This is a genomic window from Candidatus Neptunochlamydia sp. REUL1 (assembly GCF_963457595.1).
Classification (GTDB): domain Bacteria; phylum Chlamydiota; class Chlamydiia; order Chlamydiales; family Simkaniaceae; genus Neptunichlamydia.
Genome location: NZ_OY735137.1, coordinates 679,606 through 698,480, shown reverse-complemented (window position 1 = coordinate 698,480; position 18,875 = coordinate 679,606). Strand labels below are relative to the sequence as shown.

Annotated in this window: 14 protein-coding genes; 5 read left to right on the top strand and 9 right to left on the bottom strand. The window is 43.3% G+C overall.

The genetic code is table 11. The features are described 5' to 3' along the window. Positions 1-205: 205 nt before the first annotated feature. Both R2I63_RS03930 and R2I63_RS03925 read left to right on the top strand, forming a co-directional pair. On the top strand, positions 206-1,753 hold the full coding sequence (locus R2I63_RS03930; RefSeq protein ID WP_316359090.1) for a peptide ABC transporter substrate-binding protein: 1,548 nt from the start codon (positions 206-208) through the stop codon (positions 1,751-1,753). A gap of 373 nt (positions 1,754-2,126) precedes the next feature. Then, positions 2,127-2,258, top strand: a complete 132-nt coding sequence (locus R2I63_RS03925) for a hypothetical protein (protein ID WP_316359087.1) — start codon at positions 2,127-2,129, stop codon at positions 2,256-2,258. A 155-nt stretch (positions 2,259-2,413) separates the two neighbouring features. Here the strand turns inward: R2I63_RS03925 and R2I63_RS03920 are convergent, their stop codons facing one another. Next, a complete protein-coding gene (locus tag R2I63_RS03920) occupies positions 2,414-5,125 on the bottom strand; it encodes a hypothetical protein (protein ID WP_316359084.1) in 2,712 nt (903 codons plus the stop codon). A 74-nt stretch (positions 5,126-5,199) separates the two neighbouring features. On the opposite strand from R2I63_RS03920, the gene R2I63_RS03915 reads away from it, so the two are divergent. After that, positions 5,200-6,345 (top strand): glycoside hydrolase family 3 protein, encoded by a 1,146-nt coding sequence (locus tag R2I63_RS03915; RefSeq protein WP_316359081.1) that lies wholly within the window; start codon positions 5,200-5,202, stop codon positions 6,343-6,345. A gap of 37 nt (positions 6,346-6,382) precedes the next feature. Here the strand turns inward: R2I63_RS03915 and R2I63_RS03910 are convergent, their stop codons facing one another. The 5 genes from R2I63_RS03910 to R2I63_RS03890 form a co-directional block, all read right to left on the bottom strand. Continuing rightward, positions 6,383-6,517 carry a hypothetical protein gene (locus R2I63_RS03910; RefSeq protein WP_316359079.1) on the bottom strand — a complete coding sequence of 45 codons (135 nt, stop codon included), beginning with the start codon at positions 6,515-6,517 and terminating at the stop codon, positions 6,383-6,385. A 299-nt stretch (positions 6,518-6,816) separates the two neighbouring features. Beyond that, a complete protein-coding gene (dnaK, locus tag R2I63_RS03905) occupies positions 6,817-8,754 on the bottom strand; it encodes a molecular chaperone DnaK (protein WP_316359078.1) in 1,938 nt (645 codons plus the stop codon). Position 8,755: 1 nt separating this feature from the next. Further along, entirely contained in the window at positions 8,756-9,343 is a 588-nt protein-coding gene (locus R2I63_RS03900; RefSeq protein ID WP_316359075.1) for a nucleotide exchange factor GrpE, read from the bottom strand. 11 nt (positions 9,344-9,354) lie between these two features. Beyond that, a complete protein-coding gene (hrcA, locus tag R2I63_RS03895; RefSeq protein ID WP_316359065.1) occupies positions 9,355-10,497 on the bottom strand; it encodes a heat-inducible transcriptional repressor HrcA in 1,143 nt (380 codons plus the stop codon). 137 nt (positions 10,498-10,634) lie between these two features. After that, entirely contained in the window at positions 10,635-13,754 is a 3,120-nt protein-coding gene (locus tag R2I63_RS03890) for an NAD-glutamate dehydrogenase domain-containing protein (RefSeq protein ID WP_316359062.1), read from the bottom strand. Between the two features lie 143 nt (positions 13,755-13,897). Between R2I63_RS03890 and R2I63_RS03885 the strand changes: the two genes are divergently transcribed. Both R2I63_RS03885 and R2I63_RS03880 read left to right on the top strand, forming a co-directional pair. Next, positions 13,898-14,155 (top strand): hypothetical protein, encoded by a 258-nt coding sequence (locus R2I63_RS03885; RefSeq protein ID WP_316359061.1) that lies wholly within the window; start codon positions 13,898-13,900, stop codon positions 14,153-14,155. Between the two features lie 98 nt (positions 14,156-14,253). Continuing rightward, positions 14,254-14,466, top strand: a complete 213-nt coding sequence (locus R2I63_RS03880) for an isochorismatase family protein (RefSeq protein ID WP_316359058.1) — start codon at positions 14,254-14,256, stop codon at positions 14,464-14,466. 19 nt (positions 14,467-14,485) lie between these two features. Here R2I63_RS03880 and R2I63_RS03875 read toward each other — a convergent pair whose 3' ends face one another. From R2I63_RS03875 to R2I63_RS03865, 3 genes are all read right to left on the bottom strand, one after another. Beyond that, positions 14,486-16,426 (bottom strand): heavy metal translocating P-type ATPase, encoded by a 1,941-nt coding sequence (locus R2I63_RS03875; protein WP_316359055.1) that lies wholly within the window; start codon positions 16,424-16,426, stop codon positions 14,486-14,488. Further along, positions 16,413-17,189, bottom strand: a complete 777-nt coding sequence (locus R2I63_RS03870; protein ID WP_316359053.1) for a VIT1/CCC1 transporter family protein — start codon at positions 17,187-17,189, stop codon at positions 16,413-16,415. Before R2I63_RS03870 ends, R2I63_RS03875 begins: the two co-directional genes overlap by 14 nt. 201 nt (positions 17,190-17,390) lie before the next feature. Then, on the bottom strand, positions 17,391-18,665 hold the full coding sequence (locus R2I63_RS03865) for a M18 family aminopeptidase (RefSeq protein ID WP_316359050.1): 1,275 nt from the start codon (positions 18,663-18,665) through the stop codon (positions 17,391-17,393). Between the last annotated feature and the right edge of the window lie 210 nt (positions 18,666-18,875).

Below are 18,875 nucleotides of genomic sequence, written 5' to 3'. Positions count from 1 at the left end.
GAAAAATGGGTAATAGGCTGAAATAAAGACCCTAGGTGGGTTTTATAGAAAAACTTTGAAGCTATATATCATAGACAAAAATTTTCTTTAGGATTATCTTTTTAACAACGAAATTTTTTAATAGTGATAAATGGGCAGTATCAAGTATAAAATTTTCACCACAGCGATAGTTGTGATTATCATGGTTATTGGTATAAATACAGTAATGAACACGGAAAATATCAATCTGCAGCAGAAACAAGATACGCTTAGAATTGCTCTTAATGCAGATATCTCTACCCTACACTTTGCTTCTTCTTCTAAGGGATCTAAAATCAATGCAGCCCATGGTATTAGTATGCTTTTTGAAGGACTTACAAAGCTGGGAGAGCATGATGTTATAGAGCCTGCCATTGCAGAAAGGTACACAGTCTCCCCAAATAAGCGCGTATATGCCTTCTACTTAAGAGAGTGTTATTGGAGTGATGGAAATCCTATAAAATCTTCAGATTTTGCCTATGCATGGAAAATGTGTATGAACCCAAAGTCTAAGTCATTAACAGTCTCTCCCTTTTATTATCATTCTATAAAAAATGCAGAACAATATATTTTGGGAGAGTGCGAAGAATCAGAAATTGGCATCACCTGTCCTGATGATAAAACTCTTGTAGTTGAGCTAGAATATCCCGCAGCCTATTTTCTGGATTTAGTCTCTTCTCCTCTATTTTATCCTGCACCAGAGCATATAGCAGAAGTAGATCCTCACTGGGCAGAAAAATCTGGTATCATCTGCAATGGTCCCTTTTGTTTATCTTCTTGGAAGCATGAGTCAGAACTTAGATTTAAGAAAAACCCCTCTTACTGGAATGCTGAAAATGTCAAACTCGAAAAGGTCTATTTTTATATTATTCCCGATGGAACAACAGCGCTAAATATGTTTCGAAAGGGGGAACTTGATTGGATAGGAAGTCCTTTTTATCGACTGTCTTATGATATTTCAAAAGATGTGCTTATAGAAGGAGGTTCAGATTCTGCAGGGTGTTGGATCTCTCTTAATATCGAAGAATACCCTCTAAATAATAAAAATTTTAGAAAAGCTCTTGCCTATTCTCTCGACAGGCAATCAATTGTAGAAAATATTTTTCATCATACTGGGGCCGCAAGTACAGCAATGCTTCCCCACTGTATGAGACTACAATCGAACGGATATTTTGAAGATAATGCTCCCCAAAAAGCACAAAAGCACCTTAATCAAGCTCTTGAAGAGCTAAGCATAAAAAAAGAAGATCTTCCAGAGCTAGAGCTTCTCTATATTGGAGATGTGGAGCTTTTAAAAAGAATGACACAAGCTATAGAAGACCAGTGGAGAAGAGTTTTAGGTCTGGAAAACATTTCCATAAGACCAATGGAACAAAATCTATTTGCAAGCACAACGGTCAAAGGCCAGTACCAGATGTGCATTTCTCCTCTTCAAACATTTGTATTTGATCCTGTGTTCTTTCTAAATGCTTTTAAAGAACGCTCAAACAACATCAACAAAACCAACTGGGAACATCCAGAATTTAAAAAACTTTTCAATGCATCTGAGCATGCATTAGGTGACATACAAAGAAGGCGTTTTTTAATAGATGCTGAAGAAATTCTTATGGAAGAAATGCCCATTATTCCTGTGTGCTCTCTCAATAAAAGATATGCGAAGAATCAAAAGCTTAAGGGTGAAAAAGTTTCTAGCTTACAGTCTGTTGATTTCAAATACGCTTATTTTGAAGATTAGTTATTCGAGACTTTTGCTCATGTTGTGTTCCTGGGCTACGAAATGCAGGACCATGATTTTAAAATAGCAGCTCTTTTTAAGAAGGTAAGCGTCAAAACAGACCAGCTATTCAAGGGTAAATCTTCCTGATAAAATGACGGATCTCACTTCAATTACAGGAGGTCCGTATCTATGAGAGAAGAAGTTAAAAGATCAAAAACCATCAGAAGATTTTGGTAGGAGAAGCTTGAAGAATGGGAAACAAGTGGATTAAGTGGCTCTGCTTGGTGCAGAGAAAACCGTTATCGAGATATTGTCAAATGTTGTGTCTGAGAATAAATGAGCGTACCTTTGGAAGGTTAAATAAAATTTCCATAAATAAGGAGATACGCTCATGGAAAAGTATGATGAATTACCAGGATTTCAACAAGGCCTAGAAGAGATAATGCGCGAGGGAGCGAGAAAGATGCTTCATCAAGCGATTGAAAGTGAAGTAGAAGAGTTTATAAAGCAATTCAAAAGATGAGATAGGAGCCGTATGAATCGAGAGGTTCACGTACGGATCTGTGACGACGTGAGGGGGAAGTTCCCTTGCGTTACTCGACCAATATCTCGGAGCACCCTCTTGGAGGGTGCTTCGATAGAGGTAAGAGGGTTTAGTTGAAGGTAATCCTTGGTCCGTCAGCAAAAACTCAAAGGCAGTGAGTTTCTACGCTCTCTCCCGACAACTTTGGGGGAAGTAAGTGTTTCCCTCTTTCTTGTAGGTGGAGGAGTTTTGGCTCTTTTACGTTCTTTTCGAACCTCTCTGCGAGGTTGTCGTACGGGAGCCCCCGTTTTTACAGCGTTGATCAACTTGTTTGCTTTAACTGTAATCTCATAGTCTAACTTGCGAATAGTTTCTAGAAGTTGTTCTGAAGATTCAATATGAGGGAGATTGCGTCTTGAAAGCTCTTCGAGACATCCAAAAATAGAGGGCTTTTTCTCAGAACTCTTCATAAGTGCTTCGTATTTTTTATTGAGCGCGGGAGATAGGGTTCTTAAAAGGAAAAGAGAGGATCCTTCCTTGAGATTTTTCTGAGCAAGAAGATACTCAATGCAGGTGTTTTCATAAGTAAGGGCAGTATGGATCTTTTTAGCTCTTTCTTCAGCGGCTCTTAATGAATCCTCTGTGATTTCCTTAAGAGCTATTGTGTCTAGCGTATGTTGGCGACGCCGTTCACGCACTGCAACATACTGCGCAACAATGTGATCGTCGAGACCAGGCATAAACCACTGATTCCGAATTTCTTTTAGCTGTAGAAGCTGATCTTTGATCGGAGGCTGTTCAGGGTGTTGGGTTAGGGTCAGCATATCTCTAACAAAGCCTGGGAATTCGGTTTCTTCAAGGGCAGCAAAAATGGTTTTGAGCAATTCCAGCTTAGGTACTTCGCGTGAAAGTTCGCTGCTGAAAAGATGAAGAAGGCTAAATTCTTTTGCCTCGCTACTTTGAGATCTTTCAATATCTGTGTATCGCTGTTCGTTGTCTTTTCCGTGCGAGGCCTCGATAGCAGCCTCGATCTCTGTCTGAATTTCTGATTCCGATAAATCTTGATCCATTCGAGAAGCAAAGATTAAGCAGCAATTTTGAAGTGCAGTTTCAACGGTTTTGGCATCAGCAGGCGTAGAGCGGCCATCGTCCAAACAAAACCAGCCTTTTTCTGTCAGCCTGTAGTTGACATAATGTCCGCTTTCGTCTCCTCCGCCTTGATGGACACAACACCACCTGACCTGGTACTGCCCCCCTTTTTTATCTTCGGTAAACTTGGGGTGCAAAAAGAATGTTTCTCCAAGATGAACTTTTTTTATTTCCTTGAAGGATCCAGAGTTCGATCTGTTTCCTGAGTGAGCATTCCGATTAAGGGCAAAGAAAACCTGCTGAGGCGTTGTTTGAAAAGCATACTTACTATGTGTAACCTCGAGCCTCACTTCGTCAGGGGTCTTGTCAAGGTATTGAACAGAAGAAAGAGCTCCTGTTTTATCTGCGGTAAACTTTTCGTGGAAGGCAGCATCAATAAAAGATTCAAAGGCATTTGATTGCGTATGACCATTGACTTTGAGGGTTCGGAGCCCTTCTCTTGCTGTCGGTTTAGCTTTTGTCCATTCTGTATCAACTTGCGCTGGCATGCTTTGAAGGTTGGCGATTAATTCTTCAACTTTTGCAATAAGTTTGGGACGACTCTCTTCAGAGACAATTTCTGCAATTTTGGTTTCGTGAAGTTCTTTCGATCTTGTATTTGAGAAGCTTTCCTCAGTTCTTTCATTAAGTTTTAGAAGAATGGCTTTAAGAATTTCAGGGATATCCCCAGCAAATTTTGCGTAGTCTCCTGTTGGATGAAGGTAGTTCAAATAATCCATGAGTCCGGCTTTAACTTCTGATTCATCAGCCGTTTGATTTTTGAGTGTCGCGATTTGGACACTGAAAGCTGCAAGTTTTCTAGCTCCATCATTGAGTTTTTCACCTGCTTCTTGTTTCACGTCAAACACCAGTTTTTCGGTGACGACGTTGAACAAAGGATTCCCTTCAGGGTTTAGGTAAGAGAGGAGGGCGACAAGAATCTCAGAAGGATCTTCTTGCCCTCCTCTTGATAGATTTATCGATGTCACAATGGGGTCAAGGGCAGTACGTAGTTTTATAATAAATGGCAGAGGATCTTTTCTTCCAAGTCTTTGGGCTTCTTCAAACTCGAAGGTGCATTCCTTCAATACTCGAACAAAATTGCGAATCTTTCTTTCGGAGTCTTCAAGCAGGGGAGAATCGTAAAGAAATTCAGCCTCGATAATCCATTGCCTAGTAATAGGATCTCCAATGATTCCTTGCAGAAGGGAGATTAGGTAGCAGTTGTTCCCTCCATTCGTTATTCCTGGAGAGACTTTGGAAATGCTCGATGAGGGATCTAAAGGGGGAGCATCAGGGACGGTATACCCGCCGACATTTGGGACGGCATCCATAACCCTTTTACGTAGGGCCTTCACCTGTTGAAAGGTTAGCGTTACAGCTTCGAATTCATATGTACTATGTTCTTTCATCCACTCTCTAGCATGATCTTCCATGACACCCATTGCGCTGAGTCTACGCATGCAGTCTGTGCGCACTTCAACGCGATCGGGGGTAAGAGCAGAAGCTTCATTAAGTTCAACTTGTAGATTTCCGATGTATTGAACAAATGTTTCGACTGTTGCAGCGGTATGAAGATGGGTTGCCTTGTTGTAGAGTTGTTTCGGCTCTTGGGCAAAGAAAAAGCTCCCAAGATAATTAAAAATGTCAAAAACTCCTTCTTTAACGGCTCCGGGTTTAACCTGGGCAATATCCTGGCGTTTGGCAACAATCTGTGGAAGAGGGGTAAGTGCTTCCATTTGATATTTTTCCTTAATGTTTGGTATTTTTAGGCTCGATTTGCCAAGCAGTATACCTGATATAGGGATTTATTATGTATAAAGTTTTTATTTTGTTCGCATTTTTTTTCGCCTCTCTCTACGGAGGATGGGCAGAAAAGACTCTGTCTGAGCTTTCAATTCAAGAAAAAATTGGTCAATTGATCGTTGTTCCAGCCTGTCCTCGCTATGAAAGCGAGACCCTTCGTAAAACACTTCAGAGCTACCACATTGGGGGAATTTTAGTGAAACAGGGGCACCCGCTTCAACAAATTCCTTTCCTCAATACCCTTCAAAGTGAGGCAAAAATCCCTCTTCTATGCACCGGTGATGCCGAGTGGGGGCTAGGGATGCGGATGGAAGATACCCTCTCTTTTCCTAAAAATGGGATCCTTGGCCTTCATCCCGAAAAAATCGAAGAAGTCGGAGCCTGGATTGGAAAGCAATGTCATCAAGTAGGGATTCATCTAAATTTTGCTCCTGTTGTCGATGTCAACAATAATTCCGACAATCCTATCATCGGAGTGCGCTCATTCGGTGCAGATCCCGAAGCTGTTGCCTCTTGCAGCATTTCCATGATCAAAGGGATGCATAAAGGCGGTGTTTTGACCTGTGCAAAACATTTTCCTGGACATGGCGACACCGACGTTGATTCCCATAAAGGGCTTCCGCGGATTCCCCATTCTCGTGATCATTTAGAAAAAATCGAGTTTGTTCCCTTTAAAAAAGCCATTGATTCAGGCGTAGATGCGATCATGACAGGGCACCTTATGCTTCCTGCACTTGATCCCGAGTCTCTCGCAACACTTTCTATCCCCATCGTTACGGACCTTCTACAAAAAGAATGGGGCTTTCAAGGACTTGTCGTGACTGATGCTCTGAATATGAAAGCGCTCAGTGAGCATTATTCTACCGGAGAAATCGCTGTCAAAGCGCTCCTTGCAGGGCACGATCTTCTCCTTTATGGCGCGCATCGTTATGATGATGTGCATGTCATCTTAACCGAGCTGGTTCCGTGTGTGGTTGAAGCTTTAATGCAGGTTCCTCAGGAGGTGTTAGATCCTCATGTTTTAAAAGTTCTTCAGGCAAAAGAAAAGCTCGGCCTCCATGAAAATAGAGTTACCGAGTTTTCAGAAAGCTTAATGAGCGAGCTACACCATCCCGATGCCATCAACCTCATCAAATCGATGAGCCTCAATTAAAATGCATGCTCCATATGCATATCAGCGGAGTGGTTTTTCATTTTGCCATTTTAGACCAGAGAAACACACTATTTACACTTACTCCAAAGCGTCTTGCTACTTGGGCAAAGCTTAATTTTTCTTTGCTTCGGATCGATAGAACTTTTTTTCTAAAATCTAGCGAATATGTCATTCAAAAAATTATAACTAAAACGAAATATTTTAGCTATACACTGTGTCAAATACTCAATTTTTACTGCATAAGATGTTTCAAGAAGGGTACAAGGTGACCTTTTCGGACGAAGAGATTGCGAGGTGCTGGGGCATTTCTGCGGAACGCGTTCGGGAGTATATCGAGCAAGATGTTGAAGCGGGGATGTTTTTTAAAAAACCACGCTACCTCTACTTATTATCTCACATTTTTAGGTCTGGATGCTTTGCAAAAAAAGGGCCCGCCTTTTGGGCGAGCCTTTTAAGGACAAATCCTAAGATTTATTTGTCGTCATCATCGAGGATCTCGACTTCAGCCTCTTCTATCTCAGGTTCTTTGTCTTTCGGGGCTTCCTGTTGCTGCGCTCCCTCTGGAGGAGGAGGGGCTCCGCCTTCCGCTCCAGGCTGGGCGGCGCCTTGCTTTTGAAGCTCTTCACCAATTTTCTGGATATAGGTGTTGAGCTCTTCAGTTGCAGTGGAAATAGCGCCTGTATCGGTTCCCTCAAGGGCCTTTTTCAAAGCATCGATCCGCGTTTGAATCTCTTTTGTGAGATGTTCGGGGAGCTTATCTTTGTAATCGGCAAGAGATTTTTCAGCTTGGAAGACAAGGCTATCCCCTTTGTTGCGGGTTTCAACTTCTTCTTTTTTCTGCTTGTCTTCTTCAGCATGTTCTTCTGCATCTTTCACCATACGCTCGATTTCAGACTCATCGAGCCCTGATTTCGCTTCGATCTTGATCTTTTGTTCTTTACCAGAGCCAAGATCTTTTGCAGAGACATGAAGAATTCCGTCAGCATCAATGTCAAAGGCGACTTCAATTTGTGGGGTTCCACGTGCTGCAGGAGGAATTTCGGTCAGGTCAAACCGTCCGATTTCCTTGTTGTCTTTGGCCATTTTTCGCTCTCCCTGAAGAACTACAATCGTCACAGCAGGTTGATTATCCATCGCTGTTGAGAAGACCTGTTTCTTTTGGGTGGGAATCGTGGTGTTTCTTTCAACAAGGGGAGTCAAAACTCCTCCGAGTGTTTCAATTCCAAGCGTCAGAGGAATAACATCAAGAAGGAGGACGTCTTTCACATCACCAGCAAGGACTCCACCTTGAATTGCCGCACCTGTTGCAACAACCTCGTCAGGGTTGACCCCTTTATGAGGCTCTCTTCCGAAGATTTCCTTAACCTTTGTTTGCACTGCAGGCATCCGGCTCATTCCTCCGACTAGAAGGACATCATCGACCGCTTCTTTAGAAATGCCAGAGTCTTTCAAAGCATCTATGCAAGGCTGAATGCATCTTTCAACCAAGTTTGACGCTAAGTTTTCAAATTTAGAGCGAGAGAGTGTCAGTGCTAAGTGTTTAGGTCCACTTGCATCCATAGTGATGAACGGTTGATTGATTTCTGTTTGGTGTGTTCCAGAAAGCTCAATCTTAGCTTTCTCTGCTGCATCTTTAATTCTTTGAAGAGCCATTTTGTCTTTGGAAAGATCAATGCCATTTTCTTTCTTGAACTCCTCGAGCATCCAATCGATGATCACGTTGTCGAAGTCATCTCCACCAAGGTGAGTATCTCCATTGGTTGCAAGGACTTCGAAGACACCATCTCCAATTTCAAGAATTGAGATATCAAAGGTTCCTCCACCAAGGTCAAAGACAGCAATCTTTTTATCGCCACCTTCTTTATCTAGACCGTAGGAAAGAGCTGCCGCGGTTGGCTCAGGAATGATACGCTTGACATCGAGTCCTGCAATTTTACCCGCATCTTTTGTTGACTGACGTTGGGAATCGTTAAAGTAAGCAGGAACGGTAATGACTGCTTCATCAACGGTTTCTCCAAGGTATTCTTCGGCTGTTTCCTTCATTTTTTTAAGAACCTGAGCACCCACTTCTTCGGGTGTAAGATTTTCCCCATCGACTTCAAAGATAGCATCACCATTGCTGCTGGCGACTACTTTATAGGGTACGGTTTTGATTTCAGATTCAACCTCTGTGAACTTTCGTCCAATAAACCGCTTCGTAGAGTAAAGGGTTTTTTCTGGATTGGTGACCGCTTGCCTTTTTGCTGGAACTCCAACAAGTCTTTCCTCATCCTTGTATGAAACGATAGATGGTGTTGTTCGTGTTCCTTCAGCGTTTGCAATGACCTTTGCTGACCCCCCCTCCATCACAGCGACGCAGGAGTTCGTGGTTCCGAGGTCAATTCCGATGACTTTCCTTTTCTTAGCCATATTAGTTATCTCCCTGATTGTTGTTTTCTTCTGATTCTTCTTCAATATTCTCTTTCTTCGGCGCTTTGGCAACTTTGACCCGCGCTGGACGGAGGATACGATCGCCACATTTATACCCCTTAACGAACTCTTGGAGGATCAGTCCATCCTTATGTTTGTCGGTTTCTTCGAGTTCCAATACTTCATGGAGGTGAGGGTCGAATAGCGCTCCCTCAGAAGTATAGGGGGTCACTTTATGACCTGATAATACATCTTTAAATTGGGTAAGGATCATTTCAAATCCCTTTGCCCATGTTTGCGTTTCTTCGGAAGCTTGGTGGACAAAGCTTAAAGCATTCTCGAAATTATCTAGAGGGGAAAGAAATTCTCCAATGACATTTTCTACTGCAAAGCGGGTGGAGTCATGCTTCTCTTTTTGCATGCGCTTTCGCGAGTTTTCCATATCTGCAAGAGAGCGGAGATATTTTTCCTGCTCTTCTTTAATCTGTTGCTTCAATCCTTCCGTTTCATCAAGTTCTTCAACGACTTCTTCGGTTGCTTCAATCCTGTCCTCTGGTTCTTGCGACTCTTCTTGCGATTTATCTTCCAACGTTTGGGCTCCTAGGTTTTATCTTCAAGTTGCAGCGGGTCATCCTGCTCGATCAATTTTGGAGGCGCAGTTTGCATCTCAACTTGTTCAGATTTTGGTTGTCGGTAGGTGATTTTATACTTATAAAGATTACGTGTCAGCACTTCGCTCAAAATTTGCGAAAAAGTGCGGAGAATTCCAAATAATTTTGGGTAAGGCATACGGATAGGACCAAGAAGAGCAATGGCTCCAACCGCTTTCCCATGGATATAGTAGGGGATGGCGATGATACTGCTTTGTGCAATGGATGCAGAAGGATGGTGGATGTCATCTCCGATCCATACTTTTAGATCTCCCTCTCTTGTGCACCGTCCCAAAAGTTTGCGCATAAAAGAGGTGTTTTCAAAAATCGATAATCCTGTTGCTAGAACAGTAGCATCTTGAAATTCAGGGAAACGGATGAGTTTAGAAAATCCCGTTTTGTAAATATCAATGGCGCTGAAATTCGAATAGCCAACGATATGACGCATCATAATTTCATTATAAAAATTGGAGGCGAGGTCCTCTTCTTCCTGATTTATCTTGGGTCGGTCGAGTCCTGTAAGACGGAAGTGAAAGTAACTTTCAATTCTTTTTAGGGAGAAGTTGCTGAGCTTTTTTGGAGTGTAAAGGATTTCGGTATGAACAAGCCCAAAGTTGGTGATGGCCACAATGAGGCAGCGTTTTGCATCAATTCCAACTAGCTTGATGTCGATAATGATGTCTTGATCAAAGCGAGGCGCTGATAAAAACACGGCCCCTTGCGTAAGATTGCTAAGAAGTTCCGCTCCATTCTGCAGGTAGCCGGCAATCTCCCATGTATCTTGATTTAACTCCTTCTGCAAAAGAGCCAACTCCTTGGGGTCGATTTGGCTGCTATTGATATGGAAGTTTGCATAGAGCTTGTAGGCCAAAGTGGTTGGAATGCGGCCGCCTGATGAGTGTTGCTGCATCAAGTAACCTTCTTTCTCGAGACTGGCAAAGTAGTTTCGGATCGTGGCGGAGCTGATATTTTCAAAGCCATTTTCCTTGAGGGTATTCGAACCCACAGGTTTCCCTGTCAAAAGGTAGAGTTTGACGAGACCTAGTAGGACGTCTCTCTCTCTTTCAGCTCTTTGCTTTCGTTTTGCTGCCATGCAGTAGCAATCTCCTTATCTTACTGCCAATATAGCATAAGGGGGTCCAGCTGGCAACTAAAAACTAGCACTCAGCAAGATCGAGTGCTTACTTTATTACTTAAGTTTTTTAATATAAGATTCTTAACAAATAAGAACTAGTCAAGGATTTGGAAGTTATGATTTTGCAAGGAGGAAGAGGTGATTTTTGGGTCTGATGCGATTAAGGGGAGTACGTCGACGATTGAGGGAGACCATCTGAGTCCTTTTTTATAAACAAGGCGGGACGCGAAGAAGCAGGCAATGATTGCTTTTTTGTGGATCTCTGGAATGTCTTGAATGACTCGTTCACGGTATTTATCTGAAAGGAGGACAGGGCAGAAATTCAGAAGCGCTTTGACGAGTGGATCATCAGGATGAGAGGCGAGCGGAAGACTCTCTAGATAGTCAAGGAGCTCATAGGTGTAAGTGTTAATTCTCTCTGAAATTTTATCAGAGAGATCGGTAAGGAATTCTCCTGTTTCATCTCGAGACTTGAGAAGAAGTTCTGCCTCGTCGCGGGCTTTTTCTTCGATAATCCCCAATATTTGTGGCATGAGTTCATTTTTTTCTAGAAGGAACTCTTCTTCTGTTGTTGTAAGCCCTGCTAGGATCTCCATTGAGGAGCAGATGACCCCTCCTTTGTTTGCTGAGCTGTCTTTGATAATAATGACACCCAATTTTTCGAGTTCTCGACGTGCATTTGGAGTGAGATAAAGGTTGGCTCCTTCGACGATGGCTTTTGAAGAAGGTTTGCCTTTTACAAGAAAGTCTTGGTAGTTGGTTTCGTTAAGGGTTCTGGGTCGCCCTCCTGCGGGGATGAAAATATCAGTTTCAACTTGATGCAAGTTGTGGCGGAAGAGGTGGTTCATATCACTTCCTGGAAGCCAACTTTCAACGAGCTTGCCGCGCTGTTTTTTCCAGCAGAGGGTCTTTTGTGCAAAGGCGGTTTGTTCTTTTTTTGTTTGTAGATCAAGGAGGAAGCCCCCATCATTGAGTTTTTTTGGAGGATATGCAGCAAGGGGTTTGACCTCTTTAAACAAGTCAGCAAGGATTGATAGGTCGAGTCCTTTTGGATCAAAGATGGTTCCTGAAACATCGGTAATTGCAAGAAGTTTGGCTGTGCTTGGGAAATGCTTATAGAGGTTGAGAATCTGGTTCCCTGCAACATCTCCGTCAGGGCCTCCTGAGATTTTAACGGTGAAAGGATCATTGGTGGGATCGATTTCCATGTAGCGAAGCACTTCTCGCATGTAGACATTGACCCCAAGAGAGGTGACACCATATTCTTTATGATTGATTCCTACGCTTGGTTTACTAGAGATGAAGGCAATTCCCGGCTTGTAGCCACACCGCTTGCTAGTGCTGGCGATCCAATCAATCATGATATTATGCATATTCTCATCTGGACCAAGATAAATATACTCAGGTTTTTTCCAGTAGTCGACGATGTGCTTAGCTTTTAGCGTTCCGTCTTCAAGGCAATTCACTACGGTCAGAAAACTATGAACAAAGGATCGTTGTGTTTGGTAGAGATACTCAACCTTTTGCTCTGTCTTGTAGATTTTGATTGTTTCCTCGATCTCTCCTTCTTCAAGTCCTGCAGCCTTCAATTCTTTTCGATAGATTTGAACTTCGGTGAGGAGCTGGTCGTAGGGTTCAAGGAAAACAACTCCTTTAGATCCTCCTTCGGGAATATCTTTATTTTTTTTCTGTTGTGTAAGGGCAAGGTTATAGCATTCCAAAAAGACGTTGTTTCTTTCGGTGATCATCTGTTCATATCGTTGAGGAAATACCGTGCGTAGACCTCCTCTTGAAAGGTCCTTAAATCGGATGTGAAACCCAATGAAATGCATTCCTTGCATAAAGAAAATTCCATAGGGGAGTTCTGGGAATTTTTCCCGCCGGTTATAGGGAACATAGTTAAGATATTTTGGGTCCAAGCGAAAGCAAAGGGCACTTTTGTTATTTCGATAGAAGTTGTGCTTAAGACAATAGTCGACAAAATGCATTGCCTGTTTCAGGATGTTTTTTCGCCTAGTATCATAGAGTTCATTTCCTGTGTCTAGATGGTTAACGAGCATCATGAACTTCTCTCTAGAGCGACGGTACTCATCTTGATTTGTTTGCTCGGGATGGAATTTTTGCTCAAACGCTTTGCAGATCTGAACTGTCAGCTCTGGGTGCCGGCACAGAGCTTCCAGAACATTGCTCAGCGTGTAGAGGTTGAGGTTTGCGTGAACGAGTGTTTGATGCACAAAGCTGGCCGTGGCTCTTAAAAGATTCCCGATGTTTCCCCTCAGAAGACCGGGCTGTACGAACACTTTTTCGATTTCGTCCCCGTCCGGAAAGTACTTTAGAGTGACCAGCTCCTTGAGAAAATCGTCGACGTCTGCTTCGTCCCATGCTGCTTTCCCCTTAATTCCATGGAGTCCTAGTGACATAACTAGGATACTGTTATCGCTATACGGATCGGCATACGAAGCCGTTACTCGCATGATTTTTAATTTGTGTCGAAAGATTGTTTTAGCTAGTCGGTACAGAAATCGATGCTTGGGGGTGTTTCTCCATGCAATTACAATCTGTAAGGAGGGGGTTTCTCCCTTTTGTTTCTTCCATTCTTCATTATAGCGGACTTCATATTGACAGTAGTCTCGCGTGCGCGCTCTATGAAACATGTGAAGTGCTAAAACAAGGCGGTCATTGGATAAAGAACGCAAGAAAAGAGGGTCGATTGAGCTGACAAGTTCCTCATATTCTTTTTCTGAGATACTTGCATCGATTTCATTTAGAGAGGAATAGATTTCACTCCTCCGCTCTTTGCTTAATAGATCTGAGACTTTTTTTGTTTTTCGATCTTCATAAGAGGTGAAAAACACCCGCGCAATGAGTAGGCGTTTTTTAATTCCAGGGAAAGGGGGGGGCTTATCAGAAATAAAGGTATGATAATTTTTGATCCCATGTAGGTTAAAGTTTTTGAGGACTTTCATGTCGACATCGGGGGAGTCAAGAATTAAGACAAAGGCTTCGTTCTTCAAGGTGATCTGACAATAATAATCTAAAAGAGGAAAGCCCATTAGGTAGTGGGCAATGAGCATATACTGATCAGGCTCAAGCTCTTCAAAAAACCCATCGGGCATATGCTCTTGAAGCCAAACGTAGTACTCTTCGAACTGCTTGCTTTCAAATTGCACTGCCTTTTCTTTGGACAGCTTGTCTTGTTTATCCGGTCTTTTCATCCCACCTCATTTATCATCAACAGGATACAGGGGCGGTTTCGAGATTCAAACGCCCCCATAGCCTCACCATACAATTTCCTTTCTTTTTTCAAAACCCACAAGAATGATAAATAAATAAAGTAGATAAAGAACGGAGAAATGCAATGAATCGACTCCTCTTAGTTATGGATTTTATCAATGATCTTGTGAACCCCAATGGGAAAATTGCTAGATCAAGCACGTATGTCAAAGAGCACGAAGTTATTGAGAAGGCAAATACCCTGATTACTTGGACTCGCAGGGAAAATATCCCTATAGGATTTGTGACTGTAGGTTTTATCCAGGGATATCCTGAATGTCCGCTCACATCTCCTGTTTTTGGAAAAGCACCTGAATTCAAAGCATTGCAATTTGGGGAGTGAGGAACAGCTTTTGTGGACAATTTAGATGTTCAACCTGCCGATGTTGTGATTACAAAACATCGAGTTAGGGCTTTTTACGGAACAAAGCTTTCACCTTTTTGCATGCGCAAGAGGCTAAGCATCTGATCCTTTGTGGATGTTCTACCGATATGGTTGTTCAGTCGACGGCCCGAGATGCCCATGATCGGAATTTTCAAGTGACCATCGCTGCGGATGCCTGCGGTGCTATTGATGGTGAAACGCACCAAAAAGCCCTTGATCTCTGCACTTACATTGCAACGGTCTCCGATGTGAAAACTGTTATTCATTGACCATTGGATATTTGAAAAGTTATTTGCGCAATAGTCTAAGGCTGTTGAGACCGACGAGAACGGTTCCTCCTTCATGGAGGATCACGGCGAGCCAAAGAGGAATAATTCCCAGGAGAGCGGGTGTGGTTGCAAGAACAATGACGCCGAGTGCAAGAGTGAGATTCTCTCGGACGATAAGCATCGTTTTCTTTGCTTTATGATGAAGCCAGCTGATGAGGAGAAGGTCATCTTGGAGAAGAACGATGTCTGAAGCATCGATTGCAGTGGCACTGCCGATTTCCCCCATAGAGATCCCGACGCTTGCGCGAGTCAGAGCGGGCGCATCATTGATTCCATCTCCCACCATCGCAAGATGTTTCTCAGCAGACAATTTTGAAACGGTCTCAAGCTTGTGTTCGGGACGCAGATCGGCATAGACCTGATCAATACCAAGCTCTTTTGCTACAGCATGTGCACTCTCTGCATGATCCCCAGTGAGCATTGTCACTTCTAAGTCTTTTTTCTTAAGAGTGGTAAGAACCTCTTTTACTTCTGGGCGCAGAGCATCAAAGAAGCGGAAATCAAAGAGAGATTCACCCATCTGCAAGAAGGAGATCATTTCCTCCTTCTTATCTAGAGGTTTATCTGGAGAGATAAAAGCTTCGTTTCCGATCTTTACTTCAACCTCCTTTCCATCAAGTGTTGCACGCCCTTTTAGGCCAAACCCTGGAACCGATTGAAAGTGGGTAAGGGTTGCTGGTTGGATTTTCTTTTCATCTGCGTAGATGCAGATGGCCTCGGCCATAGGGTGGGTGACATGGCGCTCTAGCGCACTTGCAACGCTAATGGCGACATCAATAGAATAGGAAACCGAGCCAATAGGTTCGATCCCTGTGCAGGTGAGTTTGCCTGTTGTGAGTGTTCCTGTTTTATCAAAGGCAATGGTATGGCAGGCGGCAAAGGCGTCCAGCGTCACTCCTCCCTTTAAGAGAACCCCTTTTCGTGCGCATGCGCTAATGGAGCTGAGGTAGGCCGTTGGTGTTGCGATGATTAGAGCGCAAGGAGATGCTGCAATCAAGAAGGTGAGTGCGCGGTAGAGTGATCCTTCAATTCCTAAGAAGGGGATCGAAAAAATCCATGGAAGAGTGAGAGCAAAAATAAAAAAGAGGGAGATAATGGTAATCGCATAGCGTTTTCCAAACTTATCTAAAAAACGTTGGAGTTTTGGTTTCATCCCCTGCGCTTCATTAATCAATTTTATGATTTTGGAGAGGGTGGACTCAGCGCTGGTTTTCATCACCTCAACTGTCAACGTCCCATCAAGATTGCGGCTTCCTGCTTGCACAGCGTCGCCCGGGGTCTTGGAAACAGGAACACTTTCCCCCGTGAGGTGAGTAAGATTTACAAAGGAGGAGCCATCGATTACATTTCCATCGAGAGGGACAACTTCACCTGCGCGCACAAGAAGGCACGTTCCTACATCGATTTCTCGCACCGATTTTTGAAATAGGGTTCCATCTTCTCCAATAACCATTCCGACTGTGGGAGAAAGATGGTTTAAATTGATAAGAGCTCCCTTGGCGCGTCTTGAGACGGACTCCTCTAGCGCTCCAGAAAATGCAAAGAGGACAAGAAGGAGTCCTCCCTCCATTTGACTCCCGATTAAAAAAGAGAGGAAGGCGGCAAGCGTCATTAAAACATCGATGTTAATTTCCAAGTTTTTAATATCTTCAATCGTGTGAAGTAATGCAGGAGTTCCAACCAAAAAATAGACCAAAAGTAAAAAGAGATGAGAAAGATCGGGCATAAAAAACTTGGCAACAAAAGAACTCAAGAGGAAAAATCCGGCAAGCAAAGAGCTTTTTAGGCTCAGGTTTCTTGCCCAAGTGCGAGATCCCTTCTTTAAGAATGGACTAATGCTTTCTTCCTGCCCCGAAGTGAAGAACTCATCAAAGATATAGGGGGATTCAAAGGAAGACATGGTCCATCCATTTTGCACATAGATGAATACTGCCAATCACCAGTATTCCCACAGCCAAATTCCAAACTAGTGATTTAATGAGTTGGTTTCCTTCAAGTTTGCTTGCAAGGAGAGTGGCCGTAGAAAAAACAATTGCTAAAGCAACAATTGTTCCTAAAAATCCTCCGAAAAAATACCCAATTGCAGCGCAAAGCGTTGCGGCAATAACACCGATACCGGCCCCAACAGCTTGTTTTAGAGGGTGCTCGTAAGATTCGAGTGTTAGGCCCAGCTCTTCTTCGAGCATGACTCGAAGGAGACGGTTGTCATCAGCCATAAGCACTTCAATGACCTGATCGAGAAGTTTCCCTGTCAGTCCTTTCTGCCGATACATGGCAGTGAGTTCTTCTTTTTCCTGTGCTCGATGGTGCTGGATTTCCCATTGCTCCTGTTCAATCAAACGGTGCAAGCGTTCCAAGCGGGCCCATCCAAGTAAACTGCTTCTTCCTATTTTCCAAAGAAGCCAGCCTGCAGCAAAAAGACCTAGGATCCACAGCGCTTTTGAGGTAGGGATCCCAAATACGCTGAATAAAATCCACATTCCCAAAAGAAAGATTGCTGTCTCTTTTGCACTATCCGCTCCAGCAGAGATATGGCCCGGCGTTTCCGTTCCATGGGCTTCCTCTGTTGCTTTGGCACCTTTTTCTCGGGCAGCCTTCAAATGCTCAACAACATCTTTTCCTTCAAAATGTTCGTGGGATTGCTTTGGCGTTTTTGATGTCATGGTACCATTCTATCAAACGGTGAATTTTGGCGACACTATCTAAATAGTGTCATCAAATACTCTCCGCTGTTTTTGATCATTTTTATGAAAAACTTCTGCGGTGCACTGCTTCAAGAGCCCACCTAGGGCTCTTTCCATCATGTGCCTTGAATTTCCCTCATAGAAAGCTCTATCCCAACGAAGATTATTTGATGACACTATTTAGTTCTCTAAAATGTTTTTGAGGAGTTTGCAGAGTTCAAGATGGTCGGATGTAGAGATAAGCTCGCGTGCAGCATGCATGGAAAACTGGGCAAGGCCAATGTCGACTGTTTGGACTCCCGTTTGGGCAGCAGAGATCGCTCCAACAGTGCTTCCACAAGGAAGGTTCGACTCTGAGGCAAACGATTGATGAGGGATGTTTTTCTTTTGGCAGAGTTTTACAATTTGGGCTGCCGTAAGTCCTGAAGTTGCATAGCGGTGATTTGCATTGTACTTGATCACGACACCACCACCAATTTCAGGAGCGTTTTCCTTATCGTACCGACTTTTGTATCCAGGGTGGAAAGCGTGAGCCATATCAATCGATACAAAATGGGACCCTTGCTTCATCCTGAGGAAATCTTCTTCTCCCATTTTATAGGAGAGGGAAATCCGCTTGAGAATATCGATAAAGAACGGAGAGCCTGCCCCTTCATCTGTTCCAGATCCAATCTCCTCATGATTCCAGAAAATCGCCATTTGAATGGTATCTTTTGGATGCTTTTCAGCCCCTAAAAGGGCTAGGAGAGAAGCATGTGCGCTAGCCAGATTATCGAGGCGATAGGAGCTTACCAACTCGCTTGTGATCCCCGTGAGGCGGGGCTTTTCGTCGGGAACGAGGTATAGATCCGCACCTAATAGGTTGCTCTGCTTAACTCCAGTGAGCTGTTCAAAAATTTTTCCCGGTTCTCGATGTTTTCCATGGATTCCTAGAAGAGGGCATAGATGGTGTTGCTTATCGATTTTTTTCGGTTTCTCATTCGTATCACGATCTAAATGGATTGCGAGGCTTGGAATCATCATAGGAGCGTGGTCAAGAAGGACGAGCTGCTGATCAATGGTGTCACCTTTAGAAAGAAGCAATCTTCCTGCAATCACCAGGTCGCGGTTCATCCATGTACTCAGGATAGGACTTCCATAAGTTTCGACCCGGAGGAAAGGGAGTCCTTCATCAATAAAGACAGGGTTTGGTTTCAGTTTAAGCGCGGGACTATCGGTATGAGAAGCAAGGATAGTTGTTTTCTTTGGCGCTTGTTTTGGCAAAACAAATGCACAGATTGAGCCACCCCTTTCAACAAAGTAGGCGTACTCAGGTTTGAGATCCCATTTTTCTTGTTCGTCAAGCGGAGTGTAGTCCTGCTGCGCTAGGCGGTTCCCAATTTCTAGAGTTGCATGCCATGCTGTGGGGCTATCTCCTAAAAACCGGAGGAGGTCCTTGAGTGCGTCATATGTCATATAACCGCATTGTACAAAAATCTTTTCTTTTATCTAAGGAAAATTTAAAATCGATCCTCTCCAGACAACATTGAGCAATTCGGATGGGGAATTAACTCAGCCTTTTAACCGTCAGTGAACTAAAAAATGTTCCTCATGTTTAAAAACATGACTGCGCTTTTCATAATTCCACTGACAATTCAAAACACGCAGTTCTTCCCTCATCCTAAT

Coding starts and splice junctions, on each gene's coding strand:
- R2I63_RS03885 (WP_316359061.1), top strand. CDS start 13,898: ATGAATCGACTCCTCTTAGTTATGGATTTTATCAATGATCTTGTGAAC.
- dnaK (WP_316359078.1), bottom strand. CDS start 8,754: ATGGCTAAGAAAAGGAAAGTCATCGGAATTGACCTCGGAACCACGAAC.
- hrcA (WP_316359065.1), bottom strand. CDS start 10,497: ATGGCAGCAAAACGAAAGCAAAGAGCTGAAAGAGAGAGAGACGTCCTA.
- R2I63_RS03930 (WP_316359090.1), top strand. CDS start 206: ATGAACACGGAAAATATCAATCTGCAGCAGAAACAAGATACGCTTAGA.
- R2I63_RS03890 (WP_316359062.1), bottom strand. CDS start 13,754: ATGAAAAGACCGGATAAACAAGACAAGCTGTCCAAAGAAAAGGCAGTG.
- R2I63_RS03865 (WP_316359050.1), bottom strand. CDS start 18,665: ATGACATATGACGCACTCAAGGACCTCCTCCGGTTTTTAGGAGATAGC.
- R2I63_RS03870 (WP_316359053.1), bottom strand. CDS start 17,189: ATGACATCAAAAACGCCAAAGCAATCCCACGAACATTTTGAAGGAAAA.
- R2I63_RS03925 (WP_316359087.1), top strand. CDS start 2,127: ATGGAAAAGTATGATGAATTACCAGGATTTCAACAAGGCCTAGAAGAG.
- R2I63_RS03910 (WP_316359079.1), bottom strand. CDS start 6,517: ATGACATATTCGCTAGATTTTAGAAAAAAAGTTCTATCGATCCGAAGC.
- R2I63_RS03915 (WP_316359081.1), top strand. CDS start 5,200: ATGTATAAAGTTTTTATTTTGTTCGCATTTTTTTTCGCCTCTCTCTAC.
- R2I63_RS03875 (WP_316359055.1), bottom strand. CDS start 16,426: ATGTCTTCCTTTGAATCCCCCTATATCTTTGATGAGTTCTTCACTTCG.
- R2I63_RS03920 (WP_316359084.1), bottom strand. CDS start 5,125: ATGGAAGCACTTACCCCTCTTCCACAGATTGTTGCCAAACGCCAGGAT.